This is a genomic window from Kitasatospora sp. NPDC004614 (genome assembly GCF_042873675.1).
In the GTDB taxonomy this organism is placed as follows: domain Bacteria; phylum Actinomycetota; class Actinomycetes; order Streptomycetales; family Streptomycetaceae; genus Kitasatospora.
On sequence record NZ_JBIALR010000010.1, the window covers coordinates 97,716 to 116,511 of the forward strand.

Below are 18,796 nucleotides of genomic sequence, written 5' to 3' on the forward strand. Positions count from 1 at the left end.
GGTAGGGTGATCTCGCCGGATCTTCTGTGGCGCATGTCACCAAATGCCTGCGCGAGCGCCCGCGGAGTCGGACACTGGTGTCGGTCGGGGAGGACCACACGTCCTACCCGGCTGACGCCGTTTCACACCTGATGCGGTGAGAAAGTTTCCGTCGGCAGGGCGGGCGCCCCGGGGGGTGACCGTACGGCGGCGCGAATCCCGAGCGAAGCGAGGTACAACGATGTGCCAGCACCGAACCGACTGTCCGTCCGCCGAGTCGTCGGACCGTGAAGCGGCCGAAGCGGTCGCCCGCCACCCCGAGCAGGGCTGGAGCCTGCTCTGCAACGGGGTGCTGCTGTTCGACGACACCGGCGAACTGCTGCCGGACGGCCGCGTGATCGCCCCGCGCCGGACCCTGCTGATCGCCGCCTGAACGCCGGTCCGCACCACCTCACCGATCACCGCCCGCCCGGAGTGCGCCCTCCTGGCGGGCGTCGGCATTTCCGGGGCCCTTCAGTACGCCTTCCGGCGCGGCCATACGCCTTCCGGCGCGGCCGTTCGACGCTGCCGTTCGACGCAGCCTCAGGATCCGCCGAGCGGGTGGTCGGTGGGCGTGGACGGGTCGTACCAGAGGCTGAGCATCGGGGCGTGCCAGCGCCAGCCGAGGGCGGAGTAGAGGGCGCGCCCCTCGGTGGTACCGACCAGCAGACCGGTGTGCGCGCCGGCCGCGCGCGCCTCGCTCTGCAGCGTGCGCATCAGCAGGGAACCGAGGCCGCGGCGGCGGTGCTCGGGGGCGGTCTCGATCTGGTCGGCGGCGGCGAGCAGGCGGCCGTCGGAGCCCGGCCCGAGGCCCATTTGGCCGCGCGCGGCGTACTCGCCGCCGGTGGTGCGGACCAGGGCGCGGATCACGCCGCCGCGGCTCCAAGTGGTGATCCGGTAGCCGGCCGGGACGGTCGGGCTCTCCGGGCGCAGCCGGCAGGTCATCAGGTGGCCGGGGACGTCGATGTGCCAGCCGGGGCCGATCCAGGGCAGGGCGCGTTCGTCGACGTCGAACAGCTTGAGCCAGGTCCACGGGACGGTGGTGCCCTCGGTGAGTTTGCGGACGTCCGGCTCGGTGGGGGCGGGCAGGACGTGCCGCCAGGGGTGGCGGGGCTGGCCGACGTCGATGCTCCAGCCCCATGGCTCGGGGCGGGGGTCGGCGGCGCCGCGGGAGACCGTCCAGCCGCTGATCCAGGCCCGGACGAGGGCGGGGACGGTCGGGTCGTCGGGCATGGCCACACTCCACTTGTAAGGGTCTCAATTGCCTGGTGGATATTACCTGTTGAGGGTGCGGGGCGTCCCGGAGTTTCGCTGCCGGGAGAGATGTCTGTACAGGTTGCGGAGCGCGTCATCCACTGGACACCCGTCGCACTGGTCCAGTCCACCTGGGCGGCCTACGAATGGTCGCGGCCGGGCGGAGCGAAGCCCGGCACCGTGCCCGAGGAGCCCCGATGAGTCCCGAACTGTCGCGCCGTACCCTGCTGGGCGGTGCCGCCGCCGCGGCGGTGCTGTCCGCGTTGCCGCTGAGTGTCCGTCAGGCGCTGGCCGCCCCCGCCCGCCCGGGCAGGCTGGAGGACATCCAGCACGTGGTGATCTTCATGCAGGAGAACCGGGCGTTCGACCACTACTTCGGCACCCTGCCCGGCGTGCGCGGCTTCGGCGACCGCGCGGCGGTGCGCGGCGTCAACGGCCGGTCGGTCTTCCACCAGCCCGACCCGTCCCGGCCCGAGGGCTACCTGCTGCCCTATCCGATGAACGCCGCCCACACCAGCGCCTACCAGCAGGGCGCGCCCGCGTTCGGCTACGGCGACTCGATGAGCGCCTGGAACGAGGGCCGGGCGGACGGTTCGGTGACCCGGCGCTCGGGCGGCTGGCTCGGCCAGGGCTACTACGAGAGCGCCGACATGCCCTTCTACCACGCGCTGGCCTCGGTGTTCACCACCTGCGACGCGTACTACGCCTCGGTGCAGTGCAACACCAACACCAACCGCGAACACCTGATGACCGGCACCAGCGGCGGCACCGTCCGCGACACCCCGGTGACCGACAACTCCGAGCCCGCCGCCGGGTTCGAGTGGACCACCTACGCGGAGCGGCTGGAGCGCGCCGGGGTCAGCTGGCAGACGTACCAGGCGCTGGACAATTTCGACGACAACGCGCTGGCCTGGTTCACCAACTTCCGCAATGCCAAGCCGGGTTCGGCGCTGTACGAGCGCGGCCTGCGGGCGGTCGGCGACCCGGCGAAGAAGGACGACCCGTTCGCCATGGGCGACGCCCTGGTGGAGGCGTTCGCCGCCGACGTGCGGGGCGACAAGCTGCCGCAGGTGTCCTGGCTGATCGCGCCCGCCGCGCTGTCCGAGCACGCCAACTACGCTCCGCCGAACGGGGAACACCTGACGGCCCGGCTGCTGGCGGCACTGGCCGCCAACCCCGAGGTGTGGGCGAAGACCGTGTTCATCCTCAACTACGACGAGCACGGCGGTTTCTTCGACCACCAGCTGCCGCCCGTCCCGCCGCTGGCCGCCGGACGCGGCGCGTCCACGGTGCCGGTGGACGGCGAGGTGGTGGTGCGGGTCGCCAAGGGCGGCTCGACGTACCACCGGGTGGTCGGGCAGGACGGCCGGTACCGGGTCAGGAACGCGGACGGCGGCCTCGGCTGGTCGGCGGCGCTGCCCGCCGGGGAGACGCTGGTGGCCGGGCCGTTCCCGATGGGTCTGGGGGTGCGGGTGCCGATGGTGGTGGTCTCGCCGTGGACCCGCGGCGGCGTGGTCGACTCGACGGTGTACGACCACACCTCGGTGATCCGGCTGCTGGAGCGGCGCTTCGGCGTCGCCGAGCCGAACATCTCGCCGTGGCGGCGCGCGGTCACCGGCGACCTCACCAACCTGTTCGACTTCTCCGGGCAGGACCCGGCGTGGCCCACGCTGCCCGACACCGCCGGCAACCGGCAGAAGGTCACCGACACCGGCAAGCTGCCCGCGCCGACCGTCCCCAAGCCGCAGCACTTCCCGCAGCAGCCGCGCGCCGTCCGCACCGCCCGGCCCGTCCCGTACCACCTGCAGGTCAAGGCGCGGGTCCGCAAGGGCGTGCTCACCCTCGACCTGGCCAACCCCGGCCGGCAGGGCGCGGTGATCGCCGCCTACCCCGAGCCCGGCACCGCGCCCCGGCACTACACCGTGGACGTCAAGGGCAAGCTCTCCGACAGCTGGCAGCTCGGCCCGGACGGCTACGACCTGCGTCTGCACGGCCCGAACGGCGCGCTGTGGCACCTGCGCGGTGACGCGGCCGGCTCGTACGAGGCGTCCGTCTCCGAGGACGGCGGCGGCGGGTGGCAGCTGGCCGTCGAGGTCGCCAACCGCACCGACGTCAGCCGGGTGATGACGGTCGGCGACCTCGCGTACGGCGGCGGGCAGCGCGAGGTGCGGCTCGGCGCGGGCGAGTCCGCGGTCGTCAACCTGCCGGTGGGCAAGGAGGGTTGGTACGACGTGGTGGTCACCGCCCGGGACGACGCCCGCTACCGGTTCCGCCGCGCCGGCCGCCTGCCGAACCAGGCCGTGGGCTTCACCGACCCGGCGATCGGCCTCGCCGACCCGCTGGTCGTCGATGTCACGCTGGGCTCCGCGTCCGCCACCATCGACGAGCCGCTGCTGCTGCCCGGTCGGCCCGCCCGGCTGAAGGCCCGGTTCACCGCCACCGCCGACCTCACCGGCCTGGACGTCGCGCCGTTGCTGCCCGCGGGGTGGCCGGCGGCCGCGGTGGTGACGGCGCCGCCCTCAACTGTCGCTGCCGGCACGGCGGTTGAGGCCGAGTGGGAGATCGCGGTGCCCGCGACGCTCGCCGCGACCGGCACCAGCCGGCTGCTGGTCACCGCCCGCGCCACCGCCGCCGACCGGTACGCCGTCGCCGACGGCGAGGTCGCGGCGCGCACCGCCCCGTCGATGGCCGGGTACCTGCTCGGCGAGGACTTCGAGTCACTGGCCCCGCAGCTCACCGCCGTCTCCGGGGTGCCCGGCTGGACGGCGAAGGCGCCCGCCGGCTGGTCGGTGGTCAACGCGCCCGGCATGCCGCAGGGCACCGTCCGGCTCCAGGGGTGGACCTTCCACACCAAGCGCGAATGGTCCACCCCCGCCGGGCAGGACCGCGGCAACTTCACCCGGGGCCTCGGCATCCTCGCCGTCGCCGACCCCGACGACTGGGACGACACCGGATCCCCGTCCGCCAAGGGCAAGTTCGACTCCACCCTGGTCTCCCCCGCCGTCCCGATCCCGGCCGGCGCCGGCACTCTGCACCTCGCCTTCGACTCCCACTACCGCCAGGAGGCCCCCCAGAAGGCGTCCGTCACCGCCGTCTTCGACACCGGCGCCGAAACCCGCCTGCTCAGCTACAGCAGCGACGCCACCGGCAACGACAACGCCGGCAAGGACGCCGAGAACGCCTTCATCACCCGGCAGTTCGCCGTCCCGCCGGGCGCGCGGTCGGTCACGCTGAAGTTCCGCATGTACGACGCGGGCAACAACTGGTACTGGGCCGTCGACCACGTCCGCCTGGACACCCGCCCGATCAGCGGCTGAGCCGGCTATCGCCCTGTCGTTGGCCTTGCGTCAACGACAGGGCGCCGCACGGCAGTTCAGATGATCTGGATGGACCGGACCCGCGGCGGGTTGTTGGGGAAGGTGATGTCCGTCCAGCGGTCGATGCGCACCGAGTCCCCGTTGACGTCGTAGTAGATCAGGTCGTTGTTGCCGGTGGAGATGCGGTCCACCCACCAGCCGCCGAAGTCGGTGGTGCCGCCGTTGGCGTAGCAGTCCACGCTGTCCCGGCCGTCGAGGTGCGACCAGATCTTCAGGAAGTTCTCGCCACCGACGCACTGAATGTGGTCGATGGCGAACGCGTGGCCGCTCGGCACGGTGATGGTGAACGCGACCGCCGCCGCGAACGCCGTGGCCAGCGAACAGACGACCCTCTTGGTCCTCGAGAACACGGATTCCCCTTTGTGCGAAGCCGGCCGGTGGACGGCCTGCTGCCGCCCGGTCCGGGAGACCTCAACGTAGCGAGGCCGTCCCCCGTTCGGCGGAGCAACACTCCGGGCGCGAACCGCCCTTGCGCGAGTTCACCCATTCGTGTGAGAAGCGCCGGTCAGTCGCGAGTGAAGAACGGTTTCTGGTCCAGCTGTTGGGGCAGGAAGGCCAGCTGGAGCCCGTTGTCGAGGCGCACCCGCAGGGTGGTGTCAGCAGCCAGGGACTGGGCGAGGCGGGTCGCGAGCGGGCGGGGGTCGGCGGTGGGGTCGGCGAGGACGAGGGCCAGGGTGGCGTCGGCCTCGGCGGCCGGGGCGAGGTGGGCGGCGGCGATCTCGGGTTCGGCGGCCAGCAGTTCGCGCAGCGCGCGGTGCACCTCGGGGTCGGTGCGCGGCGGCAGGTAGGGGCGGTTCTCGGCGACGGCGCGCAGGCGGGCGCCGCCGAGCTGGTAGGTGACGGGGCCGGCCGGGTCGACGAGGAGGATGTCGGCGCGCTCGGAGAACGCGACCATCGCGGCCTGCGGGGCGGCCACGGGCGCCGGGCGGGCGTCCGCGCGCCAGCTGGCCATGGTCTCCATCGAGGTGAACGCGGGCAGCGCGCGCCGGCCGTCGGCGGCCTCCAGTACCGGCACCGCCATGTCGCTGGTCTTCTCGCGCTTGTGCCCGTTCTCGTCGTACTCCACCTCCCCCAGCACGGCGACGATCGGCACCATCAGCCGGCTTCGCGTCAGGACGGTCAGCAACTCGCCCTCGGCGGACGGGTCCTGCTGCCAGGCGGCGAGGGCGGCGGCGAGGACGGGGTCGGCAGTGCCGTCGTCCTCGGCGAATCCGGGGTTGGGGATGTTCTTGCGGTCCACCCGTCGAGCGTATGCCACGTTTACGTCCGGGCGGTCGGCGGTGCGGGGGCCGCCGCCGTTCGGGTGGGCCCGGCGGATTTCGCCGCGGGCCCGGCGCCGGTGCGGCACGCTGGGCGGGACGGTACCGGTGGAAGGGGAGATCGTGGGTTACGACCCGATGTACGCGGTCCGCACGGCGGCCCAGGCGATGGCCGAAGCAGCGAAGGACGTGGCTGCCGGGCACACCGGATGGGACCGGCCGGCGGACGCCGCCAATTCGCTGGAGCAGATGGCGAAGCTGGCCACCGCCCTGTCGGACCTGCTGCGCCAGCAGGCCGAGGCGCTGCCGGGGCTGACCGCGGATCCGCAGGCCGCGGAGGCGGCCAAGCTGGTCTCCGAGGCGGTCGCCACCGCCACGAAGCTGGGCGAGCAGATCCGGAAGGCCGGCGGCGCGGCGAGCGCCGTTCGCTGATCCTTCCCGGGCGCGGCCCCGACTCCCGTCATGATGATCGGATCGGCCCACCGGGTGTGGGCGAGTCGTCGGGCGGGCGGGAGCGGTGCGGGCATGGGTGGGTTGCGGATCGGCGTACTGGTTCCTTTGAGCCGGCCGGGTTGGGTCGAGGCGGGTCAACAGTTGCTGGGCGGAATGGAGTTGGCCGTCCGGGAGATCAACGCGGCGGGCGGCGTGGACGGGCGGCCGGTGGAGCTGCTGGTACGGGACACGGCCGCGGACCCGCAGCGGGCCGCGGCGGCGGTGACCGAGCTGGCCGGACTCCAAGTCGCCGCACTGGCAGGCGAGTTCCACAGTGTGGCGGCCCGCGCGGCCGCGACGCAGGCGGACCGGCTCGGGCTCCCGTTCCTCTGCTCGTCGGCGGTGCTGGACGCCCTGACCGACCACCCGACGGACGTGGTGGCGCGGCTGGCACCCGCCCAGTCGCACGGCTGGCGGGTGTACGCGGAATTCCTGCTGGCCGCCGGGCACCGGCGGATCGCGGTGGTGACCCAGGGCGGCGCGTACTGGGAGTCCGGCACCCGCATCCTGCGCGAGCGCGTGTCGGCGGACGGCGGCAGCGTGGTCGAGCTCGGCCCGGCCGACGTGCCCGATGCCTTGGCCGCGTCGGGCGCGAGCGCCGTCCTGCTGCTGACGGGCTTCCCGGAGCCGGCCGTCCCGCTCGTCCGGGCCGTCCGCCGGGACCGGCGGCTCTCCGACGTGCTGATCGGCGCCGCGGCCGGGCAGCCCGAATTCGCCGAGTGGGCCCGGCTGTTGGGCGCGGAGGGTGCGGGGGTCCCGTTCCTGCGCTACCTGCCGGAGCGGCTCGACCCGTCCGGTGCGCGAGTCGCGGACGCCCTGCGCGAGCGCCTCGGCGGCGAGCCGTCGTTCGTCGCGTTCGAGGGTTGGGACACCGTCACCGTGCTGGCCGCGCTGACGCGTTCGGGCAACGCCGACTGGTCCGGCGTGCGCGTGACGGGCAGCCGGGGGCCGATCCGGTTCGAGCGGGTGCCCGGGATCGGCGTGTGGCAGTGGGCGTGGGCGCCGGTCCAGGTGGCCGACCGTGATCCGGCGGGGGCGGGGCGGTGGCGGGTGCTGCACACCGGCTGAGACGCGAGCGGCTGCGGGTAGGTGACGCGGCGGGTGGGGGCGCAGCCTCGGCGGGTAGCGGGGTCGGCGAGTGGCGGTGGGCGTGGGCGCCGGCCCGAGCCGTCGACCGCGACCCGGCCGAGCCCGGGCGGTGGCAAGTGCTGCACACCGGTTGAAGCCCAGGCGGGCGCGGGCGCAGCCTCGGCGAGTGGCGGGGGTCGGCGAGTGGCGGTGGGCGTGGGCGCCGGCCCGAGCCGTCGACCGCGACCCGGCCAAGCCAGGGCGGTGGCAAGTGCTGCACACCGGCTGAGACGCGAGCGGCCGTGGGCGGAGGGCACAGCCTCGGCGAGTGGCGGGGGTCGGCGAGTGGCGGTGGGCGTGGGCGCCGGCCCGAGCCGTCGACCGCGACCCGGCCAAGCCAGGGCGATGGCAAGTGCTGCACACCGGCTGAGACGCGAGCGGCCGTGGGCGGAGGGCACAGCCTCGCGGGTGGCGGGGATCGACGTGTGGCAGTGGGCGTGGGCGCCGGCCCGGGTCGTCGACCGCGACCCGGCCGAGCCGGGACGGTGGCGGGTGCTGCAGGCCGGCTGAAGCCCGGGTGGCTGCGGGCAGGTGGCGCGGTGGCGGGTGCTGCACACCGGCTGAAGCCCGGGTGGCTGCGGGCGGGTGGCGCGGGGGCGGCCCCAGTAGGTCGTTCGCCGGGCGGTGGCGTGCGCGACGTCGGCCATGGCCTTCCATCGAGCGGGCCGGACCGCACGCGGATGTGGTCCGGCCACGGCCCGGCTGGAGTTCCTCAGCGGGCCCGTCGCCGTCGAGCGGCGGTCTGCGAGATGGATTGCCCGGGCGGAGGACCTACCGCCCGGTAGGGGGATGTGGCAGTCTGCGGCCATGGCTCTCGCTGACACCACCGCGACTCGCGGCGCCGTCTCCGACCGTGCCCGGTACGACCGGGCGACCGCGCATCTGGACGCGCCGCTGGCGATCGTCGATCTGGCGGCGTTCGACGCCAATGCGGCGGATCTGGTGCGGCGGGCGGCGGGGAAGCCGATCCGGGTGGCGTCGAAGTCGGTGCGGTGCCGGGCGTTGCTGGAGCGGGTGTTGGCGCGGGACGGCTTCGCGGGGGTCATGAGTTTCACGCTGGCGGAGTCGTTGTGGCTGGTGCGCAGCGGGTTCTCGGACGTGCTGCTGGCGTACCCGTCGGCGGACCGGGCCGGGTTCGGGCGGTTGACGGCGGATCCGGAGCTGGCGCGGCAGGTCACCGTACTGGTGGACGACGTGGCGCAGTTGGAGCTGATCGACGCGGCCCGGGAGGGTTCGGCGACGGTGCGGGTCTGCCTGGAGCTGGACACCTCGCTGCACCTGCTGGGCGGCCGGGTCCGGGTCGGCGCCCGGCGTTCGCCGCTGCGGACGCCCGAACAGCTGGGCCGGCTGGCCGAGTTGGTGAACGCGCGGCGCGGCTTCGAGGTGGTCGGGCTGATGGCGTACGAGGGCCATGTGGCGGGTGTCGGGGACGCGGTGCCGGGCCGGGCGGTGCGTTCGGCGGCGATCCGGCTGATGCAGTCCAGGGCGCGGACGGAGCTGGCGCGGCGCCGGGCCGAGGTGGTGCGGCGGGTGCGGCAGGTCGCGGATCTGGAGTTCGTCAACGGTGGTGGGACCGGCAGCGTGGAGTCCACGGTGGCGGAGCGCGCGGTGACGGAGGTGGCGGCGGGGTCGGGTCTGTTCCTGCCCCGGCTGTTCGACAACTACCGGTCGTTCCGGGGCCGTCCGGCGGCGCTGTTCGCGCAGCCGGTGGTGCGCCGGCCCGGGGTGGGTGTGGTGACGGTGCTCGGCGGCGGCTACCCGGCGTCCGGCCCGGCGGGGGCGGACCGCTCCCCCGTCCCGTACCTGCCGGCCGGTCTGCGCTACGACCCGCAGGAGGGTGCGGGCGAGGTGCAGACGCCGCTGCTGGGTTCGGCGGCGGACGACCTGCTGATCGGCGACCGGGTGTGGTTCCGGCACGCGAAGGCCGGCGAGCTGTGCGAGCGCTTCGCGCAGTTGCACCTGGTCGAGGGCGACGCGGTGGTGGAGACGGTGCCGACGTACCGCGGCGAGGGCCATACGTTCCTGTAGAGAAGCCGGCGGAAAAATCTTCGGGGGCCGTGTCGAGAACCTCGTCGCGGCTCCGTCCCCGGGGTGAAGGCGACCACAATGGGTCGCGTCACCACCGAGGAGTGAGAACGATGGCGAAGTACCTGCTGCTGAAGCACTACCGCGGCAACCCGCAGGCCGTGAACTGCGTGCCGATGGACGAGTGGACGCCCGCCGAGGTCTCCGCGCACATCCAGTACATGAACGACCTCGCGGACAAGCTGCGGGCCAGCGGCGAGTTCGTGGACGCGCAGGCGCTCGCCCCGCGCGGCACCTGGGTGCGCTCGGACGGCGTGGGCCGTCCGCCGGTCACCGACGGGCCGTTCGCGGAGACCAAGGACCTGATCGCCGGCTGGATGGCGATCGACGTGGACTCCTACGAGCGGGCGCTCGAGGTGGCCGCCGAACTGTCCGCGGCACCGGGCGCGAACGGCGAGCCGATCCACGAGTGGCTGGAGCTGCGCCCGTTCCTGACCGAGTACCCGGACACCGTCACCGAGTGAACGAGCGCGAACAGGACGGCCGGGTGAGTGTGATGGACGAGGCGCGGCTGCGCGTCCTCTACCCCGAGGTGCTGGCCGTCCTGGTCCGCCGGGGCGCGGATTTCGCGGCGGCGGAGGACGCCGTCCAGGAGGCGCTGCTGGAGGCGGTGCGGACCTGGCCGGACGATCCGCCGCGCGACCCGAAGGGCTGGCTGATCACCGTCGGCTGGCGGCGTTTCCTGGACGCGGCCCGGTCCGACGCCTCGCGCCGCCGCCGTGAGGACCTGGTGGACGAGCAGCCGGAGCCCGGCCCGGTGCCGGACGTCGACGACACGCTGCGGCTGTACTTCCTGTGCGCGCACCCGTCGTTGACGCCGGCCTCGGCGGTGGCGCTGACGCTGCGCGCCGTCGGCGGGCTGACCACCCGGCAGATCGCGCAGGCGTACCTGGTGCCGGAGGCGACGATGGCGCAGCGGATCAGCCGCGCCAAGCGGACGGTGAGCGGGGCGCGGCTGGACCGGCCGGGCGATCTGGCGACGGTGCTGCGGGTGCTGTACCTGGTGTTCAACGAGGGCTACTCGGGGGACGTGGACCTGGCGGCGGAGGCGATACGGCTGACCCGGCAGCTGGCGGCGCGAATCGACCACCCGGAGGTGTCCGGCCTGCTGGCGCTGATGCTGCTGCACCACGCCCGCCGGGCCGGGCGCACCGCGCCGGACGGCAGTCTCGTCCCGCTGGCCGAGCAGGACCGCAGCCGCTGGGACACCGGGCTGATCGCCGAGGGGGTGGCGATCCTGCAGCTGGCGCTGTCCCGCGACCGGCTGGGCGAGTTCCAGGCGCAGGCGGCGATCGCGGCGCTGCACGCGGACGCGCCGAGGGCCGAGGAGACGGACTGGGTGCAGATCGTGGAGTGGTACGACGAGCTGGCCGCGCTGACGGACAGCCCGGTGGTGCGGCTCAACCGGGCCGTCGCCGTCGGCGAGGCGGACGGCCCGCGGGCGGGCCTGGCGGCGCTCGCCGCGCTGGACGACACGCTGCCCCGGTACACCGCCGCGTCCGCGTACCTGCACGAGCGTTCCGGCGATCTGCGGACGGCGGCCCGGCTGTACACGGAGGCTGCGGCGAAGGCCGGGGCGGTGGCCGAGCGGGACCACCTGGTGCGGCAGGCCGCGCGGCTCAACACCCTGCTGCGTGAGGGGAGTTGAGCCGCGCGGCCACGGTGGTCAGGCGGCGGTGCCGGTGACCGGGCCGCCGCCCTGGAAGGCGGCGATGCCCTTGACGATGGAGTCCATCTGGTCGAGGCCGGGCGCCTTGTCGGCGATGTCGAAGCCCATCCGGACGCCGGTCAGCGCCTTGCCGTCGGCGGTCGGGAAGACCACCGTCTCCACGTAGCCGCCGTTGCCCTTGGACACGTCCACCTGCCAGCGCACCAGGTAGCCGGAGCGGCCGGCCACCGTGACCGCCTCGCTCTTCAGCTCCTTGTGGCCGGTGATGTCGGGGTAGGACTCCTTGGCGGCGGCCTCGATGTCCTGCTGCGCGGCCTGCTTGGCGTCGGTGCCGGTGATCTTGCTGGTGTTGACGCCGCCCAGCGTGCAGGGGTTCGAACCGTCGACGCAGGTGTACTCGCCTACGTAGGCGCTGGCGAAGCCGTCCTTGGTGGTGCCGCCCTTCCAGCCGCTGGGGATCGGCAGCGAGACGCCGTTGATCAGGTCGATGGCGAGGTTCGCGTTCGCGCCGCCGCCCTTGCCCTTGCCGCCCTTGCCGTCCCCGTTGCCCTGGCCGTTCCCATTGCCCTGGCCGGGCAGGCTGTCGCCGCCCTTCTGCCCGTCGTCCTGGCCGTCGCCGCGGAGCTGGCCGTTCCGCGACCGTTCGGCGGACGCGGACTTGTTCGAGTGCCCGTCCATCGCCAGGTAGGTGACGCCGGAGCCCACCGCCAGGCCGAGCAGCGCGGCCACCGAGGCCGCGATCAGCACCGGCTTGGACGCGCGGCGGCGCGGCTTGGCCGGCGGCTGCTCGGCGTACGGCGGCAGCGGCGGGTAGTGGACGGCCTGCCCGGAGGCGTCCAGCACGGTGCCCTCCAGGACGGTGGTGTCCTCGGCGCCGGCCGGCCCGCCGGCCGGGGCCTCGGCGGGCGTGTCGGCGGGCGTGTCGGCGGGGGCTGCCGAGGCCGGGCGGGTGCTGGCGGTCCAGCCCTTGCCGTCCCACCAGCGCTCGGGGCGGGGGTCGCTGTCGGTGTCGACGGGGTCCGGGTACCACCCGGCCGGAATCTGCTGCTCGGTCACACCCATGACCCTAAGCGGCCCCGGATAAGCGGGAAATCAGCGGGCGGCCGGAATCGGGCTCCGGCGATGAGATTCGGGTGAGAATCGCGCACAACCGCCGTTCGGGTGGTCCGGATACGCCGGCCGGGGCGTGCGGGGGCACGCCGGTGGGTGCGTCGCACTACCGGGGGCGCGGCCGAGCGACAGAATCCGCGCCATGACCTCTCGCCCCGTGATCGGCATCAGCACCTTCCTCACCAACGCCGGATGGGGGCGGTGGGACGCCATGCGGTCGGTGCTGCTCCCCGAGCGCTACCCGGCTCTCGTCCAGGAGGTCGGCGGGATCGCCGTCATGCTGCCGCCCGACGCACCCGAACACGCCGCGGACGCGGTGGCCCGCCTCGACGGCCTGGTGATCGCGGGCGGCGAGGACGTCGCCCCCGCCCTCTACGGCGAACCCGCCCACCCGTTGACGGTCGCCAACGCCCCCGAACGCGACCTCTGGGAAGCCGCGCTGATCCGCGCCGCGCTCGCCTCCGGCACCCCGCTGCTGGGCATCTGCCGGGGCATGCAACTGCTCAACGTGGTCTGCGGCGGCTCACTGATCCAGCACCTGCCGGACGTCGTCGGCGACGGTCTCAGCCACCTCGGCGCGCCGACCGAGTACGGCCGCCACGCGATCCACCCCGTCCCCGGCACCCTGCTCGCCGACCTGCTCCCCGAACCCTCCGTCACCGTCCCCACCTACCACCACCAGGCCGTCGCCCGCCTCGGCAAGGGCCTCACCGTCTGCGCGCACGCCGCCGACGGCACCATCGAGGCCGTCGAGGGCGCCGGCTTCACCCTCGGCGTCCAGTGGCACCCCGAACAGGGCGAGGACCTCCGCGTCGCCCGCGCCCTCGTCCACGCCACCCGCCTCCTCCGCGCGCCCGTCCGCGTCCCAGCCGTCTGACACCGGCACCCGCCGGGTCAGGGCGCGCAGTAGCTGTTCAGCTCGTTGATGTCGCGCTTGAGCGCCTCGGTGGCGCCGCCGTTCCAGGGATGGTCGTCGATGAACTGCTGGGCGTCGTCGCGGACGTCCTGCCAGTCGGTGTCGTCGGTGGGGGCGCCGGCGTTGGCCAGGTCCCGCCGGGTCTGCGCGACGGCGTCGCCGCACATGCTTGCGGGGCGGGCGGTGGCCGGCGCCGCCCAGGCCAGGGTGGCCAGCGGCAGGGCGGCGAGCACGGCGAGAGCGAGTTTGCGAGTCGTGGCGGCCATTCGGGGGCACTCCTTCGTCGACGTTACGTCATCCGGCCGTCACGGTACGCACCTGTGGCGCCCTTCCACCGTGCAACACGCCACGGAACCCGGCTACGGAAGCGGGAGGCCGGACAGGGTGGCGAGGGTGCCGAGGGCGCCGGCGGCCAGGAGGCAGGGGACGACGCCGCGGCGGAGGGCGAGCAGCCAGATGGCGGCGAGGGCGAGGATCGCGTACTGCCAGGGGTGGTGCAGGGCGAGGGCCAGCGGGAGTGCGGAGCCGGCGATCGCGCCGATGACGGCGGGGCCGGCGCCGGTGAGGAAGTCCTGGACGGCGGTGTTGGCGCGCAGGCGGTCGAAATGGGCGGCACCGAGCAGGACGAGCGCGAAGGACGGGGCGAAGGCCACGAATGCGGCGAGCAGTCCGCCGAGGATGCCCGCGGCGGCGTAGCCGACCACGGCGACGGTCTGGACGACCGGGCCGGGGGTGATCTGGCCGAGGGCGACGGCGTTCAGGAACTGGCCGTCGGTCATCCAGTGGTAGCGGTGCACGGCGTCCTGCTGCATCAGCGGGATGATCACGAAGCCGCCGCCGTAGGAGAGCGCGCCGACCTTGAAGGCGACCCAGGCGAGCGCGCCGAGTCCGCCGGTCGCGGCCAGGCCGGGGACCAGCAGCGGGAGCGCCGCGCGCGGCGGGGTTTCACCCTCCGGTCGGCGCGTCGCGGGGGCGGCGGTGTCACCCGTTCGGCTGGTTCGGCGGGCGCCGCGCCGGAAGACGATCTCGGCGGCGCCGGTGGCCAGCAGGACCAGCACCAGCCAGGGGCCGGTGAGGATCGCGGCCGCGGCGCCGAGCAGCAGGTAGCAGGCCCAGCGGATCCGGGCGGGGCCGCCGCCGGAGCGTTGCAGGCTGGCCGGGACGAGCGCGGTCGCGGCCTGCGCGGCGACGGCGGCGACCGCCGCGCCGGCCCCGGCGGCGGCGCCGAGCACCCAGCGCGGCGGGTTGCCGGCCAGGAACAGTGCGGCCAGCAGCAGGATCAGCGCCAGTCCGGGCAGGATGAACGCCGCGCCGCCGACCAGCGCACCGGCCGCACCGCGCACCCGCCAGGCGGTGAAGATCGCCAGCTGGGTGGAGGCGGGGCCGGGCAGCAGGTTGGTGGCGGCGATACCGTCCTCGAACTCGCTCGCCGCGAGCCAGCCGCGCTGCTCCACGCAGAGCCGGCGCAGCAGCAGGATGTGCGCGGGCGGCCCGCCGAATCCGAGGGCGCCGATCCGGCCCCACTCCTTGGCGATCACCGTCAGCGGCACCTGCTCCGTCATCGCTCCCCCATCTCCCGTTCAACGGCCCGAACACCCGCGCGACCTGCGCGGATGCGGGCCGCACCCTACCTGACCCGAATGGCCTACAAGGGAACGACAACGGTCACCAGTGCAGCCTTTGGATCTTCCTCCGGATTGGGGTTCACTTCCGGTGCGGACACCGGAGCGGAGGGACCTCGATGGCCAACCACGGGCACGACCACGACGACCACCAGGACGACCACGGCCACGGCGGACACAGCCACAGCCACGCCGTCTCGGCGGACGCGGACCGGCGCTGGCTGTGGAGCGCGCTGATCCTGCTGGTGGTGTTCATGGCCGGCGAGGTGGTGGTCGGCTTCGCCGCGCAGTCGCTGGCGCTGATCTCGGACGCGGCGCACATGCTGACCGACGCCGCGTCGATCGCGCTCGCGCTGGTGGCGATGCGGCTGGCGGCACGTCCGGCGCGCGGCGGCTACACGTACGGGCTGAAGCGGGCGGAGATCCTGTCCGCGCAGGCGAACGGGGTGACGCTGCTGGTGCTGTCGGCGTGGCTGGGCTACGAGGCGGTCGCCCGGCTGATCGCGCCGCCGGCGGTGACGGGGTCGCTGGTGCTGGTGACGGCGCTGGTGGGCGTGGTGGTGAACATCGCGGCGACCTGGTGCATGTCGAAGGCGAACCGGTCCTCGCTGAACGTGGAGGGCGCGTTCCAGCACGTCCTGACCGACCTGTACGCGTTCATCGCGACGGCGGTGGCGGGTGCGGTGGTGCTGCTCACCGGGTTCGTCCGGGCGGACGCGATCGCCTCGCTGGTGGTGGTGGCGCTGATGCTGCGGGCCGGCATCGGGCTGGTGCGGGACTCGGCGCGGATCTTCCTGGAGGCGGCGCCCGCCGGGATCGACCCGGACCAGGTGGCGGACCGGCTGGTGGCCACCGCGCAGGTGGAGGAGATCCACGACCTGCACATCTGGGAGATCACCTCCAACCAGCCCGCACTGTCGGCGCACATCCTGGTCACCCCTGGCGGCGACTGCCACGCCGTGCAGCACGAGTTGCAGCGGCGGCTGCGCGAGGAGTACCGGATCACCCACGCCACCCTCCAGGTCGACCACGTCGGCGAGAGCGGCGCGGACGGGCTGCTGCAGATCTCGTCCAGCTCCTCGGCGGCGGCCGCCGAGGAGGAGGCCCGCGAGCACTGCGCGGACGCGCACGGGCCGGTGCACCGCGCCGGCCCGCACCCGCACTGAGGCCGTGCAAGTGCCGGCCCGGACCTCTCGGCAGGGCCCGGCTGTCACCGGCATGCGGCATGATCGGGGGGTGACCGCACCCACCGCACCGCGCCTGATGCTGCTCGACACCGCCAGCCTCTACTTCCGCGCCTATTTCGGCGTGCCGGATTCGCTGCGCTCGCCGCAGGGCGAGCCGGTGAACGCGGTGCGCGGGCTGCTGGACTTCATCGCCCGCCTGGTCCAGGACCACCGGCCGGACCACCTGGTGGCCTGCATGGACGCCGACTGGCGCCCGCAGTGGCGGGTCGATCTGATCCCCACCTACAAGACCCACCGGGTGGCGGAGGCCGCGACCGCCGGCGAGGAGGAGGTGCCGGACACCCTCGCCCCACAGGTCCCGGTGATCGAGCAGGTGCTGGACGCCATCGGCCTGGCCCGCGTCGGCGTCCCCGGCTACGAGGCCGACGACGTGATCGGCACCCTGGCCACTCACGCCACCGGCCCGGTCGAGATCGTCACCGGCGACCGGGAGACTGCGGATTACCAACCTGCACGCGTCCTGATCGTGACAGGGGACAGAGACCTCTTCCAGCTGGTCGACGACGCCCGCGGCGTCCAGGTCCTCTACCCCGTCAAGGGCGTCGGCAACGCCGAGGTCATCACCGAGGCCGCCCTCCTCGACAAGTACGGCGTCACCGGCCCCGAGTACGCCGACATGGCCGCCCTGCGAGGCGACCCCAGCGACGGCCTGCCCGGCGTCAAGGGCATCGGCGAGAAGACCGCCACCCAACTCATCCGCGAGTACGGCAACCTCGCCGGCATCCGCGCCGCGGCCGCGGACCCCGCCTCCAAGCTCACCCCGGCCCGCCGCAGGAACCTCCTCGAAGGCGCCGCCTACCTCGACGTCGCCCCGACCGTCGTCCGCGTCGCCACCGACATCCCCCTCCCCGCCTTCGACCCCGCCCTGCCCCGCGAACCCCTCGACCCCATGGCCTTGGAAGAGCTCTCCACCCGCTGGGGCCTCGGCACCTCCCTCACCCGCCTCCTCGACACCCTCGCCGCCACCCGCTGACGAGGATCGGCAGGACACCGGCGCCCGGCGACCCCCTTGCCGACCGCACAGCACATGCGCACCCGGACGGGAGCCGTACAGCTCACTGACAATCAGAAGCCGTTGTCGTACCGGTCTTGGTGGACGTGGGTTCGACTGGAACAGCTCGGTCATGCCCCCGGCTTACCCGCTTCCATTTACCGGAGATCAGACCACAGCAGGAAGTACACCGCGAGGCCAATGGCCAAGCCAGAACACTGCCGTGGACGGCTCGGGTTGGTCCTCGGTCGGGCCGTCGTGGGGCAGCAGTTCGGTGGGGGCGATGTAGCCCTCGCCCGGGGCAAGCCGGATGCGGAAGACGCGCAGCGGCTGCCGACCGGTGACGTAGGCCCGCAGGTCGTCGGTGTGGGGGTAGCGGCTGGCAGGGTCGGCGTAGAGGGTGCGGCAGATGGTGCGGATGTCGAGGTCGGCGAGCAGGAGGTAGCGGGTGCCGGGGCCGAGGTTGAAGCACAGGCGCCGTCGGCCGGTGTGCTTGGACTCGTAGTCCAGGCGGTCCCAGTTGTCGACGTGCAGTCCGATGCGGCGGCCGTCCTGGTAGTTGGGAGTGGTGGTCAGGGCCTTGGCGGGGCTGGCGGCCTGACCGAGGTGAACGGCGTCCGGATCTCCGAGCGGGTCGGCCAAGGCCGCCAGGCTCGCGGGCACCGGACCGTCGGGGAGCTTGACCAACTCGACCAGCGTGTCGTCGGCGGTCTGGGCGCTGGGCATGAGCCGTGCGGCCAGGTCGGCCGTCAGGGGTTGCCAGGGGCCGGCCGGAAGGACAGCCCCTGGCTCGTACTCCGGCTCACTGCCGGCGATGCGGACCCCGGTGGTCTCGCAACGGGCGATGAGGGCGGCGGGGTCGGTGTGGGCGATGGCGAGGTTCAATCCGGGCTCCTCCCGGTTCGGGTCACCGGTGCTGGTTCAGGGTGTCGCCGAAGGTCACGTCCAGCTCCGCGATCAGGGCTTCGGCGAGCTCGGCCTGCTGGGACCGGTCGATGACCACCTTGGCGAGGTGGGCGACACCCCGCAGCGAGGTCAGGTCGTTGCCCCGCAGGTCCAGGCCCTGGTACTTGCCCCGCCCGAACTCCGCCAGCCGCAGCGTGCACGCGTCCAGGACCACTCCGGTCAGGTCGCAGCCGGTGAACAAGGCTTCGGTGAGCGCGCACTTGGAGAACGAGACCGGCCCGGTGGCCCGGACCTGCTCGAAGCTCGCATAGTCGAGCTTGCAGTTCTCGAAGAGCACGTTGTCCAGGGCCACGCCGGTGAGGCTGGCACCCATGATCTTGCAGTTCCGGAAGACGACGCGGGACAGCTTGCTGTCGGCGATGCGGGCGGTGGCCAGGTCGCAGGTGTCGAACTCGACGGAGTCCAGGCGGACCTTGTCGAGCTGGACGCGATCGGCCCGCAGCCCCCTGACGCGGCCGGTGATGAGGCTGGTGTCGGACAGGTCCAGGTCCCGCAGGTCGGCGTCGCCGTACTGGAAGTCCTGGACGATGCCCCGGGCGGAGTCCAGGGACGCGACGTTGGACAGGTAGAGGCCGGGCTCGTCCAGGGTGGGCAGGGTGACGGTGACGCGGCCGAAGGTGATGCTGTCCACGGGTGGGGCTCCGCTCTGTCGGGCCGGGCCC

General features: G+C 73.7%; 19 protein-coding genes. 11 read left to right on the forward strand and 8 right to left on the reverse strand.

Annotation, left to right across the window (positions count from 1 at the left end):
• Positions 1 to 220: 220 nt before the first annotated feature.
• Complete coding sequence (locus ACFYST_RS21565; RefSeq protein WP_387633798.1) at positions 221 to 412, forward strand: DUF5999 family protein; 192 nt, start codon at positions 221 to 223, stop codon at positions 410 to 412.
• A 149-nt stretch (positions 413 to 561) separates the two neighbouring features.
• On the opposite strand, the gene ACFYST_RS21570 is transcribed toward ACFYST_RS21565, so the two are convergent.
• The gene (locus ACFYST_RS21570; protein WP_387864567.1) at positions 562 to 1,251 is read right to left on the reverse strand and encodes a GNAT family N-acetyltransferase; all 690 of its coding nucleotides are present in this window, start codon (positions 1,249 to 1,251) and stop codon (positions 562 to 564) included.
• 90 nt (positions 1,252 to 1,341) lie between these two features.
• On the opposite strand from ACFYST_RS21570, the gene ACFYST_RS21575 reads away from it, so the two are divergent.
• Entirely contained in the window at positions 1,342 to 1,473 is a 132-nt protein-coding gene (locus ACFYST_RS21575) for a hypothetical protein (RefSeq protein ID WP_387864568.1), read from the forward strand.
• Positions 1,470 to 4,589, forward strand: coding sequence for a phosphocholine-specific phospholipase C (locus tag ACFYST_RS21580; protein WP_387864569.1), 3,120 nt, complete (start codon positions 1,470 to 1,472; stop codon positions 4,587 to 4,589). Before ACFYST_RS21575 ends, ACFYST_RS21580 begins: the two co-directional genes overlap by 4 nt.
• Positions 4,590 to 4,645: 56 nt before the next feature.
• Here ACFYST_RS21580 and ACFYST_RS21585 read toward each other — a convergent pair whose 3' ends face one another.
• Together ACFYST_RS21585 and ACFYST_RS21590 are read right to left on the reverse strand one after the other, a co-directional pair.
• The gene (locus ACFYST_RS21585; protein WP_387633804.1) at positions 4,646 to 4,999 is read right to left on the reverse strand and encodes a beta/gamma crystallin domain-containing protein; all 354 of its coding nucleotides are present in this window, start codon (positions 4,997 to 4,999) and stop codon (positions 4,646 to 4,648) included.
• A gap of 155 nt (positions 5,000 to 5,154) precedes the next feature.
• A complete protein-coding gene (locus ACFYST_RS21590; protein ID WP_387633806.1) occupies positions 5,155 to 5,889 on the reverse strand; it encodes an SseB family protein in 735 nt (244 codons plus the stop codon).
• Between the two features lie 142 nt (positions 5,890 to 6,031).
• Between ACFYST_RS21590 and ACFYST_RS21595 the strand changes: the two genes are divergently transcribed.
• From ACFYST_RS21595 to ACFYST_RS21615, 5 genes are all read left to right on the forward strand, one after another.
• Positions 6,032 to 6,340: a hypothetical protein gene (locus ACFYST_RS21595; RefSeq protein WP_387864571.1), complete on the forward strand. Its 309-nt coding sequence runs from the start codon at positions 6,032 to 6,034 to the stop codon at positions 6,338 to 6,340.
• Positions 6,341 to 6,433: 93 nt separating this feature from the next.
• Complete coding sequence (locus ACFYST_RS21600; RefSeq protein ID WP_387864573.1) at positions 6,434 to 7,468, forward strand: ABC transporter substrate-binding protein; 1,035 nt, start codon at positions 6,434 to 6,436, stop codon at positions 7,466 to 7,468.
• An 867-nt stretch (positions 7,469 to 8,335) separates the two neighbouring features.
• The gene (locus ACFYST_RS21605; RefSeq protein ID WP_387864576.1) at positions 8,336 to 9,556 is read left to right on the forward strand and encodes an alanine racemase; all 1,221 of its coding nucleotides are present in this window, start codon (positions 8,336 to 8,338) and stop codon (positions 9,554 to 9,556) included.
• 110 nt (positions 9,557 to 9,666) lie between these two features.
• A complete protein-coding gene (locus ACFYST_RS21610; RefSeq protein WP_387864579.1) occupies positions 9,667 to 10,077 on the forward strand; it encodes a YciI family protein in 411 nt (136 codons plus the stop codon).
• Between the two features lie 32 nt (positions 10,078 to 10,109).
• Positions 10,110 to 11,261, forward strand: coding sequence for an RNA polymerase sigma factor (locus ACFYST_RS21615; protein ID WP_387864796.1), 1,152 nt, complete (start codon positions 10,110 to 10,112; stop codon positions 11,259 to 11,261).
• Between the two features lie 18 nt (positions 11,262 to 11,279).
• Here the strand turns inward: ACFYST_RS21615 and ACFYST_RS21620 are convergent, their stop codons facing one another.
• On the reverse strand, positions 11,280 to 12,338 hold the full coding sequence (locus tag ACFYST_RS21620) for a DUF2510 domain-containing protein (RefSeq protein ID WP_387864581.1): 1,059 nt from the start codon (positions 12,336 to 12,338) through the stop codon (positions 11,280 to 11,282).
• Between the two features lie 196 nt (positions 12,339 to 12,534).
• On the opposite strand from ACFYST_RS21620, the gene ACFYST_RS21625 reads away from it, so the two are divergent.
• The gene (locus ACFYST_RS21625) at positions 12,535 to 13,269 is read left to right on the forward strand and encodes a gamma-glutamyl-gamma-aminobutyrate hydrolase family protein (protein WP_387864583.1); all 735 of its coding nucleotides are present in this window, start codon (positions 12,535 to 12,537) and stop codon (positions 13,267 to 13,269) included.
• Between the two features lie 17 nt (positions 13,270 to 13,286).
• Here the strand turns inward: ACFYST_RS21625 and ACFYST_RS21630 are convergent, their stop codons facing one another.
• The gene (locus ACFYST_RS21630; RefSeq protein ID WP_387864586.1) at positions 13,287 to 13,574 is read right to left on the reverse strand and encodes a hypothetical protein; all 288 of its coding nucleotides are present in this window, start codon (positions 13,572 to 13,574) and stop codon (positions 13,287 to 13,289) included.
• Between the two features lie 93 nt (positions 13,575 to 13,667).
• On the reverse strand, positions 13,668 to 14,870 hold the full coding sequence (gene chrA / locus ACFYST_RS21635) for a chromate efflux transporter (RefSeq protein ID WP_387864588.1): 1,203 nt from the start codon (positions 14,868 to 14,870) through the stop codon (positions 13,668 to 13,670).
• A gap of 179 nt (positions 14,871 to 15,049) precedes the next feature.
• Here chrA and ACFYST_RS21640 point away from each other — a divergent pair, with 179 nt between their 5' ends.
• Entirely contained in the window at positions 15,050 to 16,096 is a 1,047-nt protein-coding gene (locus ACFYST_RS21640) for a cation diffusion facilitator family transporter (protein WP_387633824.1), read from the forward strand.
• A gap of 97 nt (positions 16,097 to 16,193) precedes the next feature.
• The gene (locus tag ACFYST_RS21645) at positions 16,194 to 17,150 is read left to right on the forward strand and encodes a 5'-3' exonuclease H3TH domain-containing protein (protein ID WP_387864799.1); all 957 of its coding nucleotides are present in this window, start codon (positions 16,194 to 16,196) and stop codon (positions 17,148 to 17,150) included.
• A 186-nt stretch (positions 17,151 to 17,336) separates the two neighbouring features.
• Here ACFYST_RS21645 and ACFYST_RS21650 read toward each other — a convergent pair whose 3' ends face one another.
• A complete protein-coding gene (locus ACFYST_RS21650; protein ID WP_387864590.1) occupies positions 17,337 to 18,053 on the reverse strand; it encodes a hypothetical protein in 717 nt (238 codons plus the stop codon).
• Positions 18,054 to 18,075: 22 nt separating this feature from the next.
• Positions 18,076 to 18,765, reverse strand: coding sequence for a pentapeptide repeat-containing protein (locus ACFYST_RS21655; RefSeq protein ID WP_387864592.1), 690 nt, complete (start codon positions 18,763 to 18,765; stop codon positions 18,076 to 18,078).
• Positions 18,766 to 18,796 lie beyond the last annotated feature (31 nt).

Coding starts and splice junctions, on each gene's coding strand:
- ACFYST_RS21565 (WP_387633798.1), top strand. CDS start 221: ATGTGCCAGCACCGAACCGACTGTCCGTCCGCCGAGTCGTCGGACCGT.
- ACFYST_RS21570 (WP_387864567.1), bottom strand. CDS start 1,251: ATGCCCGACGACCCGACCGTCCCCGCCCTCGTCCGGGCCTGGATCAGC.
- ACFYST_RS21575 (WP_387864568.1), top strand. CDS start 1,342: ATGTCTGTACAGGTTGCGGAGCGCGTCATCCACTGGACACCCGTCGCA.
- ACFYST_RS21580 (WP_387864569.1), top strand. CDS start 1,470: ATGAGTCCCGAACTGTCGCGCCGTACCCTGCTGGGCGGTGCCGCCGCC.
- ACFYST_RS21600 (WP_387864573.1), top strand. CDS start 6,434: ATGGGTGGGTTGCGGATCGGCGTACTGGTTCCTTTGAGCCGGCCGGGT.
- ACFYST_RS21605 (WP_387864576.1), top strand. CDS start 8,336: ATGGCTCTCGCTGACACCACCGCGACTCGCGGCGCCGTCTCCGACCGT.
- ACFYST_RS21610 (WP_387864579.1), top strand. CDS start 9,667: ATGGCGAAGTACCTGCTGCTGAAGCACTACCGCGGCAACCCGCAGGCC.
- ACFYST_RS21615 (WP_387864796.1), top strand. CDS start 10,110: ATGGACGAGGCGCGGCTGCGCGTCCTCTACCCCGAGGTGCTGGCCGTC.
- ACFYST_RS21625 (WP_387864583.1), top strand. CDS start 12,535: ATGACCTCTCGCCCCGTGATCGGCATCAGCACCTTCCTCACCAACGCC.
- ACFYST_RS21630 (WP_387864586.1), bottom strand. CDS start 13,574: ATGGCCGCCACGACTCGCAAACTCGCTCTCGCCGTGCTCGCCGCCCTG.
- chrA (WP_387864588.1), bottom strand. CDS start 14,870: ATGACGGAGCAGGTGCCGCTGACGGTGATCGCCAAGGAGTGGGGCCGG.
- ACFYST_RS21640 (WP_387633824.1), top strand. CDS start 15,050: ATGGCCAACCACGGGCACGACCACGACGACCACCAGGACGACCACGGC.
- ACFYST_RS21645 (WP_387864799.1), top strand. CDS start 16,194: ATGCTGCTCGACACCGCCAGCCTCTACTTCCGCGCCTATTTCGGCGTG.